Annotated in this window: 14 protein-coding genes; 1 reads left to right on the top strand and 13 read right to left on the bottom strand. The window is 50.4% G+C overall.

Annotated features, from left to right (window positions below):
- Positions 1–44: 44 nt before the first annotated feature.
- The 13 genes from DW743_RS00835 to DW743_RS00785 form a co-directional block, all read right to left on the bottom strand.
- Positions 45–2,066: an aminopeptidase gene (locus tag DW743_RS00835; protein WP_117760544.1), complete on the bottom strand. Its 2,022-nt coding sequence runs from the start codon at positions 2,064–2,066 to the stop codon at positions 45–47.
- A gap of 66 nt (positions 2,067–2,132) precedes the next feature.
- Complete coding sequence (locus DW743_RS00830) at positions 2,133–2,744, bottom strand: HD domain-containing protein (protein ID WP_117760545.1); 612 nt, start codon at positions 2,742–2,744, stop codon at positions 2,133–2,135.
- Between the two features lie 66 nt (positions 2,745–2,810).
- Complete coding sequence (locus DW743_RS00825; RefSeq protein ID WP_022462010.1) at positions 2,811–3,128, bottom strand: hypothetical protein; 318 nt, start codon at positions 3,126–3,128, stop codon at positions 2,811–2,813.
- A complete protein-coding gene (locus DW743_RS00820) occupies positions 3,109–3,585 on the bottom strand; it encodes a VanZ family protein (protein ID WP_055221318.1) in 477 nt (158 codons plus the stop codon). The genes DW743_RS00825 and DW743_RS00820 overlap by 20 nt, the downstream gene beginning before the upstream one ends.
- A 114-nt stretch (positions 3,586–3,699) precedes the next feature.
- Positions 3,700–3,852, bottom strand: a complete 153-nt coding sequence (locus tag DW743_RS18040; protein WP_055221261.1) for a hypothetical protein — start codon at positions 3,850–3,852, stop codon at positions 3,700–3,702.
- 33 nt (positions 3,853–3,885) lie between these two features.
- On the bottom strand, positions 3,886–4,563 hold the full coding sequence (gene pyrE, locus DW743_RS00815) for an orotate phosphoribosyltransferase (RefSeq protein ID WP_117760546.1): 678 nt from the start codon (positions 4,561–4,563) through the stop codon (positions 3,886–3,888).
- Positions 4,564–4,780: 217 nt separating this feature from the next.
- On the bottom strand, positions 4,781–5,998 hold the full coding sequence (locus tag DW743_RS00810; RefSeq protein ID WP_117760547.1) for an iron-containing alcohol dehydrogenase: 1,218 nt from the start codon (positions 5,996–5,998) through the stop codon (positions 4,781–4,783).
- A 197-nt stretch (positions 5,999–6,195) separates the two neighbouring features.
- Positions 6,196–6,330: a hypothetical protein gene (locus DW743_RS18600; protein WP_278309100.1), complete on the bottom strand. Its 135-nt coding sequence runs from the start codon at positions 6,328–6,330 to the stop codon at positions 6,196–6,198.
- Positions 6,331–6,365: 35 nt separating this feature from the next.
- Entirely contained in the window at positions 6,366–7,262 is an 897-nt protein-coding gene (locus DW743_RS00805) for a C40 family peptidase (RefSeq protein WP_117760548.1), read from the bottom strand.
- A gap of 247 nt (positions 7,263–7,509) precedes the next feature.
- Entirely contained in the window at positions 7,510–8,412 is a 903-nt protein-coding gene (locus tag DW743_RS00800; protein ID WP_022462000.1) for a dihydroorotate dehydrogenase, read from the bottom strand.
- A gap of 24 nt (positions 8,413–8,436) precedes the next feature.
- Positions 8,437–9,207 carry a dihydroorotate dehydrogenase electron transfer subunit gene (locus tag DW743_RS00795; protein ID WP_022461999.1) on the bottom strand — a complete coding sequence of 257 codons (771 nt, stop codon included), beginning with the start codon at positions 9,205–9,207 and terminating at the stop codon, positions 8,437–8,439.
- A gap of 107 nt (positions 9,208–9,314) precedes the next feature.
- A complete protein-coding gene (pyrF, locus tag DW743_RS00790; protein ID WP_022461998.1) occupies positions 9,315–10,244 on the bottom strand; it encodes an orotidine-5'-phosphate decarboxylase in 930 nt (309 codons plus the stop codon).
- 37 nt (positions 10,245–10,281) lie between these two features.
- On the bottom strand, positions 10,282–11,562 hold the full coding sequence (locus DW743_RS00785) for a dihydroorotase (RefSeq protein ID WP_117760549.1): 1,281 nt from the start codon (positions 11,560–11,562) through the stop codon (positions 10,282–10,284).
- A gap of 314 nt (positions 11,563–11,876) precedes the next feature.
- Between DW743_RS00785 and DW743_RS00780 the strand changes: the two genes are divergently transcribed.
- Positions 11,877–12,077, top strand: coding sequence for a cold-shock protein (locus DW743_RS00780; RefSeq protein WP_022461996.1), 201 nt, complete (start codon positions 11,877–11,879; stop codon positions 12,075–12,077).
- The last annotated feature ends 172 nt before the right edge of the window (positions 12,078–12,249 follow it).

The raw sequence follows: 12,249 nt of genomic DNA, 5'->3' as shown, positions 1-12,249 counted from the left end.
CTGCTTATAATATACTAAGCAGGCGCAGAAATGTCAACCCATAATCAGCCAAAAGGTTCATTTAATTCTTCCGTTCCCGGCAGGACGAAGCGTCCGTCCTCAATGAGAGGGATCGTCGTTCCGTCTGCTTTTTCGACCGCAACCGACTGCAGTTCGCGGTACGGAATCGTGATGTCCGTGTGGCATCCGAAGTATGCTTTCGACGGATCTTCTTTCCGTTTTGCCGAAACCTCGTTCTCGCGCGCGATTACTTCTTTTCCGTCCGGGTTGTACATCGGGCTGTCCTCCGCCCAGGCGTAGCAGGTGTCGCCCATCGCAAAATGCGGGCCCATCTTCTCTGCGATCAGGATCGGCAGTTTTCCGGCGATGCCGTACTGCTCTGCCATCACGTACGCCATCGTGTTCGTTCCGATGGCAAACTCACCGATCGGCAGCGTCCTGTGGTGATACAGCAGGTTTTCTTCTATATAAGTACGATTGTCCTCTTCTTTTTCGAAGTTTGCGCAGTCATACGCGGTGATCATGCCGTCGGTCAGCGTCAGGCAGAGATCGCGGTAATACAGCTCGTTCAGGTAGACTCCCGTCACATGGAGCACGCCTGTCGTGCCGGTAAGGCTCGGGGAAGTAAAGACCTCTCCGACCGGAATATTGCAGTCGGCAACACAGTTCTCGAAATTCGTCTCTTTCGCAGGATCGTTCAGATGATGCAGCATCACGCGCAGATCCGTTCTGTTCTCTCCTTTTCCAAGCACATGCACGGAAACACCCTCGTCGAGCGCATCGATCAGGTACTGCTGGATGCGCTGGTATTTTTCGTAATCGAGCGTGTTGATCTTTACGATCTCACAAAAAATTTTTTCGTAGCGCGGATCGATCTCCGGCATCGGGTAGGCGATGATCGTGTAGCCGTACTCGTCATCCTTGATATAGCGGTTTACAATCTGGCCCGCCTCGTTCTGGAAACCGACACGGAGCTTTTGCTGGCGCTCGTTTAAGTGCAGTGCCTGTTTTTTATTTACTGGCTCAAACGGAACTTCGCCGAAGGTTTCCACCACGGCAGGGCCGGCATAGCCGTCCGCCAGTTCTTTGTACTCGTCGTATTTCACCTGCATCGCGCGGAGCCGTCTCTTCACGAGATCCTCGTTGAGATACAGCGCCTCATCGTTCCGGTGATCGTAGTCATACTGCTTATTCGCAGACGCACCGGCAACCCACGTTCTCCGCGCGCCGCGGGAAATCACCGGCTCGAGTCCCATCTCGCGGAACTGTAATATTGCCGCACGGATCATGCGCTCAAAACCGATGTGGAAGCGGATGCTGACTGTCTTCTTTTTCGACAGATCTTTTCGCGCCACGAGAAAGCACTTGCGGAAGCCTTCTGTGTAGGTGCGTGCCATCGCGTCGATTTCTTCCTGGCTGAACGTATTTAAAAAGCGGGCTGTACCCTTCTCATTTTCGGTGATATATTCGCCGTACTGGTACAGATACCGCAGATCCGTCAGATCAGATTCCATCACAATATCCTTCACAAAGTGCAGCGACGGGTCGACGATTTCGCGCACCTGGTATTCCTGGCGCTCCTCGGCGTAATCGCTCACATACCAGTAAATGCTCTCTTTTACATACTGCGCGGACGGCAGCGTCTCCTCCTCGAACATCGCATACAACTCGAGATACAGCTCCATCGCCGCAGTCAGCTCCAGCAGGCGGTCCTCATAGACCCAGACAACAGCATTTCCCAGCTCCCGGTACAGGCAGCAGAGGCTCCTTCCATGCGTTTCACCAAGTGCCCGCACGGCAAACGCCGGGTTTCCGTAGGAGGTCTCATACCGCTCCCCGATCACATCTTCATACGGCTCGCGGTTAAAAACAGCCAGCTCTTCCTCGGATGCTGTTTTTAGATATCCTTCTGCGATTCTGCTCCGGATCTGGTCCATTTTGCAGAGGTACTGTGCCATCTGTGCAAAAAAATCGCGGTACGGCTGCGGAACGCTTTTTTCCGCCGGAATCTGGCGGATCCGCTCAATTGCAAGCGCATACCGCTCGTTTAATAATTCATCCGTCATAAAAAATCCCTTTCTGTTTCTCTTTAACTGTTACGAGGGGCAGATCTGCCCCTCATTCTTCTTAACTTATTCCTGTTTTTCTTCCCGGTCGTCAATAATTTTTCCATCCCGGATACTCTGTTCGAGAATCTCTTCCATATAACTCCAGATCTCCTCGGAGCCGGTCGCCGTCTTCTCGTTTCGTTTTAACGGCTGGGAAATCCGCACATTGTGGCTGGTCCAGTCTTTTCCATCGTTCTCATGATTTAAAAGCAGCGGCTGGAAATTGTCCATCACATGAGCAAAGCGCGCTTCCGGTGTCTCATACGCTTCGAACTCGAGCCAGAGATCCATCAGCATTTTTCCCTGATCCTCCGGCAGCAGGCCGTAGATGCGCTCGGCCGCTTTGTGTTCTCTCTCGTCTTTTGTTTTGTTTGCCTCCGCGTCGTACGCATACGTGTCGCCTGCATCAATCTCCACGAGGTCGTGGATCAGCAGCATGAGCATCGTTCTGCCGATGTCGATTTTCTCATTCGAATATTCCTGCAGCAGAAATGCCATCACCGCCATGTGCCATGCGTGCTCCGCGTCGTCCTCCTGGCGCGAATAGCCGCGGATGTGCGTCTGGCGCAGGATCTGTTTTTCTTTATCAATCTCCAGAATAAAATTCAGCTGTTTTTCAAAACGTTCGCGATCCATCTTTTTCCCCTTTTCTTTTATATGTACTCCCGGAGTCTTTCTGTGCTTGATTTTACGAGAGTACATTTATCTCACACCGATCAGAAACAGTGCCAGCCATGCGACCAGCATGCCGCCGCTCGTAATCGAGCCGAGAACCGACATTCTGTGGCTGACCTGTTCTTCTTTAAAGCTCTTCATTCCCACATAGAAGCCGTATCCCGACAGAAGGAATGAGAACAGTCCCGCTGCTCCGAGAAAAATGCCTCCGTTTCCGCGGAATGCAAACGATACGACCGAAGCCAGCAGAAACAGAAAGACCGAAGCACCTGCCATATAGAGAGCTTCCTTTCCGCCTTCCGACGGCTTCCGGACAAAATTGTAATTATACTTCTTCCTCGCCATATTTCCATCTCCTGAATTTATTGCAGATCAGGAATGCGCCGCAGCCGATCATGGCTCCAAGCGTATTCAGCATCAGATCATCTACATCAAAGCAGCCCACCTTCGTGATGAGCTGAATCGTCTCCACGCAGAGGCTGAACATAAAACCAAGAAGCGATACTTTCCAGAAACTCTCCATTTTTTTGTGCATCACCGGAACGATAAAGCCGAACGGCAGAAAACCGATCACATTGCCCGCCAGATTTAAAAATGCGGCAAGGAATCCCACCTTTTCGCGGTAAATCCAGAACCGTCTGATTTCCTGAAACGGCACCAGATTGTAACGGTAATCCAGTTCAAAAAAGTTTCTTCTCCCGTATTCTTCTGCAAAAAACAGAAAATAAACGAGCGCAAGAAGATACACCAGAAATAAAATCCGTCCCACAACGCGGATTCTGGCTTTCGTCTCCTGCTTCATCTTCGTTTCCCCTTTCTGCGTTGTTCTCCCCTCTGCTATCAGAAACGCCGGCATACCTCATCGGCGCACGCGCTTCCGAAATATCCCGGCATTTTTTCTTTTTGAAAGGCGCTTTTAGAACATGATTTCCCCGCGTCGTTTCAGCAGGCCTGCCCCGCTTACGATCATCAGAACACCGGTTGCCACGCCAACAACAACCAGTACGGCGCCCATAGCGATATTTCCGCCGCCGACACGTCCCATGGTTTTATAAATCTTTTCATTCATAGCGCAAAACTCCCTTTCCCGGTGTACCGCATCTTATTTCACGCCGTACTCCTCATAATATGCATCAATGGCAGCCTTCATCTTGTCATCGATCTGAATTTTGCCCTGGCATGGACGGTTGTACAGATACGTGATAACGTCCTCCATGGTTACAATGGCATTTGCCGGGAAGCCATAGGTTTCCTGGATTTCCTCGAGTGCGCTCTTATCGCCTTTTCCGCGCTCCATGCGATTTAAGGATACCATCAGTCCTTTGATCTCCACATTGCCCTGTGCCTGGATGATCGGGAAGGTCTCCTCGATGGATTTTCCGGAAGTGGTTACATCCTCAATAATGACAACGCGGTCACCGTCTTTGAGCTTGCTTCCAAGCAGCAGTCCTGCATCTCCACCGTGGTCTTTGGCTTCCTTCCGGTTGGAGCAGTAGCGTACTTCTACACCGTAGAGATCATGAATCGCAATTGCTGTTACAACACTGAGCGGAATTCCTTTGTATGCCGGTCCGAACAGAACGTCAAAATCCAGCCCGTAGTTGTCATGGATTGCTTTTGCGTAATACTCGCCGAGACGTTTTAACTGGCTGCCGGTTACGTAAGCGCCTGCATTCATAAAGAACGGGGATTTTCTTCCGCTTTTCAGGGTGAACTCTCCAAATTTTAATACCTGGCTCTCGACCATGAATTCAATGAACTCTTTCTTATACTGTTCCATCTTATTTTCCTCCATATTTTCAGGGGAAGGCATCGGTTCTCGCATGCCACCCGTTTTTACTTCTATTCTGTTCTATACTACCATAAACGCCTCTGTTTTTCCAGTCCAGACACAGGATTTCGCATAAAAAACATAAAATCCACACAAATAAATTTCATTCTCTGACGCAAAAAATCCCTCCGCCCAGAGAACGGAGGGATTTTGATATGTTTTCTTTTTAGAAATCTACTTCTGTATCATAGTAGCAGCATTTCAGCAGTTTTTCCATCTCTTCAACAGATGGCTGTCTCGGGTTGGATCCGGTGCAGGCATCGGCGATGGCATTTACAGCGATGTCGTGCAGTCTATCCAGGAATACGTCTTCCGGAACGAAGCCCTGCTCGGTCGGATAGCTGTCTTTTCCGTAGTTCTTGATGCAGTGCGGAATGTTCAGTTTGTCGTTCATGCCGCGCAGATAGTCAATGAGGAGTTTTACTTTCTCTTCCGTTGTCTCGCCGCCAAGTTTCATCTCGTCAGCGATCACTGCATAACGTTTTGCTGCAGTCTCGTCTTTTGCGTTGAACGCGATAACCTTCGGCAGGTACATAGCGTTTGCTGCGCCGTGGATCAGGTGAGCGCCGTAATCAGCGAATGCTGCGCCTGTTTTATGTGCCATGGAGTGAACAATACCAAGAAGTGCATTGGAGAATGCCATACCAGCGAGGCACTGTGCGTTGTGCATGCTGTCACGTTTTGCCATATCTCCGTTGTAGGAATCTACCAAGTCTGCCTGAATCATCTTGATTGCATACAGTGCCAGCGGATCGGTGAAGTCACAGTTCGCTGTGGAAACGTATGCCTCGATTGCATGGGTCATAGCGTCCATACCGGTGTGAGCAACTAACTTTTGCGGCATCGTCTCTGCCAGATCCGGATCTACGATTGCAACGTCCGGCGTGATTTCGAAGTCTGCCAGCGGGTATTTGATACCTTTTTCATAGTCTGTGATAACTGCGAACGCGGTTACCTCGGTTGCTGTTCCGGATGTAGAAGAAATTGCACAGAAATGAGCTTTTCTGCGGAGTTTCGGCATTCCGAATACCTTGCACATTTCTTCGAAGGTGATGTCTGGATACTCGTATTTGATCCACATTGCTTTTGCTGCGTCGATCGGAGATCCGCCGCCCATTGCTACGATCCAGTCCGGCTGGAACTCTTCCATCGCTTTTGCTCCGCGCATAACAGTCTCGACTGACGGGTCAGACTCGATTCCCTCAAAAAGCTGTACTTCCATGCCGGCTTCTTTCAGGTAGTCTACTGCGCGATCCAGGAAACCGAAACGTTTCATGGAGCCGCCGCCTACACAGACGATTGCACGTTTTCCTTCAAATGTTTTCAGTGCCTCTAAAGCACCTTTTCCGTGGTATAAATCTCTTGGTAATGTAAATCTTGCCATTGTTCAGAACCCCTTTCTTGTTTTGCTTCTGATGGACAGCTCCGGCAGATCAGATCAGCAGAATTTCTGTTTTTCCTGCTCTCTGTTTGGGCCGCCTTTTGTCTTTTGTTTTCGACTTTGTTATTATTATAACAAACTTTTTCAGGGATTTCCAATACAAAAATGATATTTCCTGATGTCAATTATATATGTCTTATTTACTCCCGTGCCGCCCGCGATGCCTGTTTTTCACGGTACATCGCTCTTTTCCTCCAGCTTTCCACTTCCAGATAATTCCAGTTGTAAAGCCCCGTCAGTTTATCTTTATACTCCCACTCAGAAAAATCTGTCAAATTTCACCGCACACAATCACATTTAATTTTACATTTCACGAAAAAACACTCCCAACCACTTTCAGCGCCTCCGCCAGATCCTCCCGAAAATCCTCATCCCCTCTCCGCAGACTATTCACCCTGCACCCAAACACCCTCTCATGCCCCGTACAGTGCAGATACCTGCCGTCCCCCAGATACATCCCCACATGCCCCCTCCAGAACAGCAGATCCCCGGCCTTCGCCCGTTCCTCCACCAGACACATCTCCTCCCCTTCTCTCCAGATCGCTTTCATCGGATACCCTTCCCTGATATCCGCATCCCGCCAAATCAAAACCCCATTCATCAAATACACCATAAACACCACACCCGAACAGTCAATCCCATCCGCCGCCTTCCCGCCCCACCGGTACTGGCATCCAAGATACCCCTTCGCACACTCCACAACCTTCCTCCGAAACTTCTCTTCCGACCACCCCTCCGGAATCCCCTGCTCCACAAAAAACCTCTCTTCCGATTTTCCCCACAAAAACCGATCCGAATCCAGTCTTTTTCTTAATGCCACCTCCGGCACAAACCCACTGATCCCATTCGCCAGTTTCACCCTGCAATACCCATTCTCCGTCTCCTCCATTTTCTCCACAAAACACCCCCGTCCCAGCGTCTCCAACATCCGCGACTGCACCCGCGCTCCCCTCATCACATCCGCAAACCCGCGTGTCACCACATACGTATTCCCTGCCTTTTCCCTCTCCTCCATCCACTCCCGGCTTTTCTCTTCAATCAAATTCCTCTCCATCCACCCCCGATACCCATAATGCGTCCAAACCTCAATCCACTCCCCCTCATCTTCCCACATCACGCTCCATCCAAAAAACACCTCATCCACCACATCCACCCCATTCTCCTCATACAAAAACGCCCGCTTCACTTTAATGATCCCATACTTCATCTCACATACCACCTTCCATTTTCTATATACTATGCACCCACCACAACACTCTCACGCCGATCCGCCCCCGGCGGATCCAGACCTACTTCGTTTCAGCTCCACACAACCAGATCTCACTGGAATTTGCGCCTGCGGTGTGGCGGGCATAGAAAAAGAGGGCGGAACTGTGCCCATTCTGAGCCACAGTTCCGCCCTCTTTTTCTCGCCCGCCGCACCGCAGATGCGAAGCCGCTCGAGGCCGTCCGTCTTATCTCACCGCCCCGATCAGCGAATTAATATCGTCAACCTTATGCCTTCTCATATACTCTTCGATACCGCGAACCGTTTCAACAGTCGCATACGGATTAAAGAAATTCGCCGTCCCAATCGAAACCGCCGTAGCCCCCGCCAGAATAAACTCCAGCGCATCCTCCGCCGACGCAATACCGCCCATACCAATAATCGGCACTTTCACTGCCTGCGCCACCTGATACACCATCCGCACCGCAATCGGCTTCACCGCCGGCCCCGACATACCGCCAGTCTTATTCGCAATCGCAAACTTCTGCCGTTCAATATCAATCTTCATCCCAGTAAGCGTATTGATCAGCGACAGCACATCCGCCCCGCCGGCTTCCGCAGCCCGCGCCATCTCCGTAATATCCGTCACATTCGGGCTCAATTTCATAATAATCGGCTGCTTCGCATATTTTTTAACTTCTCTGGTGATCGCCTCCACCGCCTTCGGATCCTGTCCAAACGCAATACCGCCCTCCTTCACATTCGGGCACGAAATATTAATCTCCAGCAGATCCACCGGCTCCGAAGTCAATCGCTCCACAACCTCACAGTAATCCTCCGTCGTCCGTCCACACACATTCACCACAATCTTCGTGTCAAACTGTTTCAAAAACGGAATATCCCTCTCACAGAACACATCAATACCAGGATTCTGCAGCCCGATCGCATTCAGCATTCCGCCGTAAACCTCCGCAATACGCGGCGTCGGATTCCCCGGCCACGGCACATTCGCAACACCCTTCGTCACAACCGCGCCAAGCTCCTTCAAATCCACAAACTCACTGTACTCCGCGCCGGAGCCAAACGTACCAGATGCCGTCATAACCGGATTCTTCAGTTCCACACCCGCCAGATTCACACTTGTCTTCATCGCTTTTTCTCCTCCTCGCGTCACTTACAGCTCAATTTCCGTACTTAAAAAGACAGGTCCGTCCTTGCAGATCCGCTTGTTGTGCACATGTGAATGACCATCCACCTCAGTCGACTGGCAGACACACGCAAGACATGCGCCAACGCCGCACGCCATCTTCTCTTCCATCGAAATCCAGCATGGAATTCCCTTTTCCAGACCGTACGCCTTAATCGCACGCAGCATCGGAGCCGGACCGCAGGCAAAAATTACATCTGCTTCCAGATGATCCTCGCGCACCGCATCCATCACATTGCCCTTCACACCGGCACTTCCGTCCTCCGTTGCAATATGAAGATCGCCTGCCGCAGCAAACTCCTCATTTAAGAACAACTCATCGCGGTAACCACAGCAGATGATCGTGTCCGTTCCAAGATCCTTCGCCGTCTGCAGCATCGGCGGAACACCGATACCGCCGCCCATCAGCATCACACGTTTTCCCTTACCTTCCTCGATCGGGAATCCATTTCCAAGCGGCCCTAAAATATCAACCTCATCCCCCGCTTTCAGATGCGAAAACTCCTCCGTTCCTGCACCTGCCACACGGTAGACAATCCGAAGTCTTCCTCCCTCTCGGTCGATCTCACAAAGAGAAATCGGACGCGGCAGAAGACGGCTGCCGTCCTTCGAAAACAGAGAAATAAACTGGCCGGCCTTCGCCTCTTTCGCAATCACTTTCGTGGAAATCCACATGCTGTAAATTCCTTTTGCAATGCACTCCTGACTTTCCACAGTACAGCATTCCTTGATTTTCATAAGCTGAACACTCCTTTTATTTTCTTGAATCGGCGAAAAGCCCAAAATATCCTCCGGCGGACATAACATCTACCCGGCAGACCTTCTGAGCTTTTCACCCTGTATTCTTATTTTGCAGCAGCAAGCGCCCCGCTGATATCCTCAACCATATCCTTTACAGCTGCTCTCGAAGCATCCGCAAAGTTCTCAGTGCCAAACTCGGCATATTTTTCCTGTTTGTAAGCAGCGATAATACCTCTCGAAGAGTTTACGATTGCACCCAGTCCGTCCTCATTGAAGAAGTGAACGAGGTCTTTTCCTTTTCCACCCTGTGCACCGTAGCCCGGTACCAGGATGTAGGATTTCGGCATTACCTTACGCAGCACCTTGCCCATCTCCGGGTACGTAGCGCCGACAACAGCTCCCACATAGCTGTAATCATCGCCCATGTGCTCCTCGCCCCACGCGGCAACCTGCTCGCCGACCCACTCATACAGCGGACGTCCGTCGATGATGCGGTCCTGGAACTCGCCGCTGGACGGGTTCGAGGTTTTTACCAGAACAAAGATACCTTTTTTCTCCTCTTTGCAGACCTTGATGAACGGTTTTACGCCGTCAGATCCAAGATACGGATTGACAGTTGCAAAATCCTCATGGAATCCGGCGTAGGATTTGCTTCCCACCTGCACGTGGCCGAGGTGGCCGACTGCATACGCCTCAGAAGTAGAACCGATATCGCCTCGTTTGATATCGCCGATGACAACGAGACCCTTTTCCTGGCAGTAGGAAACGGTCTTCTCATACGCTGCCATTCCCGGAACGCCGAACTGCTCATACATGGCAACCTGCGGTTTTACAGCCGGAATCAGATCGTATGTTGCGTCGACAATCGCTTTATTGAACTGCCAAACGGCCTCTGCAGCTCCTTCGAGTGTCTCTCCGTACTCGGCAAATGCCTTTTTCTGTACGTGCTCCGGCACATAGTTCAGCATCGGGTCCAGACCTACGACGATCGGTGCATTTGTTTTTTTAATGTTTGCAATCAGTTTGTTAATCATCTGCTTACTCTCCCTCTTCTGTCTTTTCTTATAGAAATTACTCAGCTTCGTATACAATCTTGCCGCCGCATACGGTAGCCATAACTTTTCCTTTGACTTTCTTGCCGCCGAACGGAGTGTTTTTGCCCTTGGAAACAAACTCCTTCGGATCGATCACATACTCTGCTTCCGGATCGATGACAACCACATCGGCGTCCATGCCAGGTGCAAGAGAACCTTTCTTGTCCAGGTGCAGGATTTTTGCCGGATTGTAGCTCATCTTCTCCGCCATCTGCATCGGGGTGATGACCTCGGTATCCACAAGTTCGGTGATGGTAAGAGCCACGCTCGTCTCCAGTCCGACGATGCCGAACGGAGCTTTCTTGAAGGACTCCTGTTTCTCGGTCAGCGCATGCGGTGCATGATCGGTGCTGATGACATCGAAGACATCGTCTTTCAGACCCTGGCGCAGTGCCTCGAGATCCTCTTTCGTACGGAGCGGCGGATTCATCTTGTAGTTGGTGTCGCCCTTTACGATGTCGTCGCTGCAGAGGGTAAAGTGATGCGGGCAGACCTCGGCGGAAATCGAAACGCCGGCCTTTCTCGCCTCACGCACCATATCCACGCTCTCTTTGGTCGAGCAGTGGCACAGATGCAGGTGTGCACCTGTCTCTGCGGCAAGTACGATATCTCTTGCAACAATCGTGTTCTCTACGGAGTTTGTGATGCCCGGCAGATGCCACTCTCTCGAGTTTGCATCCTCATTCATGCAGCCGCCGTTTACGAGGTTCTTGTCCTCGCAGTGAGCCAGCACCGGAATGTTTTTCTCTGCGGCAATCTCCATGGCCTCTTTGTAGAGCAGCGCGTTCATAACGGATTTTCCGTCCTCGCTGATCGCCGGGATGCCGGCTTTTACCATGCCCTCGATATCGGCGAGCTCTTCACCCTTCTGTCCTACTGTGATGGCGCCTGCCTGCAGTACATTAATCGGAGAAAAACGGTCTGCTTTGATCGTTACATAGTTGACGCGGTCCGGGCTGTCGATGACCGGTTTTGTATTCGGCATCGCTACCAGCGTTGTCACGCCTCCTTTTGCTGCTGCTTTCGAACCGCTTTCAATATCTTCTTTATATGTCTGCCCCGGGTCGCGGAGATGTACATGCATATCGATGATGCCAGGCATTACATAGCAGCCTTTTGCATCTATTACCTGCGCATCTTTTACGCGGATTCCTTTTTCAACCCGTGTAATAACGCCGTTTTCGATCAGAACATCACTGATTTCGTCTTTTTGGGTGGCCGGATCGATGACCTGTCCATTTTTGATTAAGATACTCATCTTACGTTCTCTGATCCTTTCTTTTCTTCTGGCCGTCGTCCGACCATTTATTCCTTTTTATAATACACGAAATCTTTCCTGAAATAAAGAGTTTTTTCTTGACTTTTTTGATTTGCAAGATTATAATAGTCTCAATCGAGAAGATGTTGAGATGTAATACGTGGTCACTAGCTATTAGAGATTATATTAGCATTCACCTTCAATATAATCTGTAATAGCTAGTGAATTTTTTTACCAAAAGTTCACTCGCTTATGGGGGAACATATGCATTCCCACATCATGCTTATTTTTTAATTTTATGGAGGTAACTCACAATGAACAAGGGAACAGTGAAATGGTTTAACGCAGAGAAGGGCTATGGCTTCATCACAGGCGAAGACGGAAACGATGTATTCGTACATTTCTCCGCTATCCAGGGTGAAGGATTCAAAACTCTTGACGAAGGTCAGGCGGTTACTTACGATCTTACCGAGGGTGCTCGCGGAATGCAGGCTTCCAACGTTGTTAAATGCTAATTAACCATAAGCGAAAGGCCGGGGGATGTATGTCCTCCGGTTTTTTAATTTACGCGGGCAACGAGCCAAAGTCCGTGCCTGCACGAGACCTTGGCGACTGCCGCGATAACTTGAGAAACTCGCGGAGCGTGTTTCTCATAGTTTTTTCTATAGCAAGACCCGAAAATAATGC

It is taken from the genome of Blautia sp. AM28-27 (genome assembly GCF_003480905.1).
Lineage (GTDB): Bacteria > Bacillota > Clostridia > Lachnospirales > Lachnospiraceae > Fusicatenibacter > Fusicatenibacter saccharivorans.
This window is presented reverse-complemented; position numbering and strand designations above follow the sequence as displayed.

Coding starts and splice junctions, on each gene's coding strand:
- DW743_RS00835 (WP_117760544.1), bottom strand. CDS start 2,066: ATGACGGATGAATTATTAAACGAGCGGTATGCGCTTGCAATTGAGCGG.
- DW743_RS00785 (WP_117760549.1), bottom strand. CDS start 11,562: ATGAGTATCTTAATCAAAAATGGACAGGTCATCGATCCGGCCACCCAA.
- DW743_RS00810 (WP_117760547.1), bottom strand. CDS start 5,998: ATGGCAAGATTTACATTACCAAGAGATTTATACCACGGAAAAGGTGCT.
- pyrF (WP_022461998.1), bottom strand. CDS start 10,244: ATGATTAACAAACTGATTGCAAACATTAAAAAAACAAATGCACCGATC.
- DW743_RS00795 (WP_022461999.1), bottom strand. CDS start 9,207: ATGAAAATCAAGGAATGCTGTACTGTGGAAAGTCAGGAGTGCATTGCA.
- DW743_RS00820 (WP_055221318.1), bottom strand. CDS start 3,585: ATGAAGCAGGAGACGAAAGCCAGAATCCGCGTTGTGGGACGGATTTTA.
- DW743_RS00830 (WP_117760545.1), bottom strand. CDS start 2,744: ATGGATCGCGAACGTTTTGAAAAACAGCTGAATTTTATTCTGGAGATT.
- DW743_RS00825 (WP_022462010.1), bottom strand. CDS start 3,128: ATGGCGAGGAAGAAGTATAATTACAATTTTGTCCGGAAGCCGTCGGAA.
- DW743_RS00800 (WP_022462000.1), bottom strand. CDS start 8,412: ATGAAGACAAGTGTGAATCTGGCGGGTGTGGAACTGAAGAATCCGGTT.
- DW743_RS18040 (WP_055221261.1), bottom strand. CDS start 3,852: ATGAATGAAAAGATTTATAAAACCATGGGACGTGTCGGCGGCGGAAAT.
- pyrE (WP_117760546.1), bottom strand. CDS start 4,563: ATGGAACAGTATAAGAAAGAGTTCATTGAATTCATGGTCGAGAGCCAG.
- DW743_RS00780 (WP_022461996.1), top strand. CDS start 11,877: ATGAACAAGGGAACAGTGAAATGGTTTAACGCAGAGAAGGGCTATGGC.
- DW743_RS00805 (WP_117760548.1), bottom strand. CDS start 7,262: ATGAAGTATGGGATCATTAAAGTGAAGCGGGCGTTTTTGTATGAGGAG.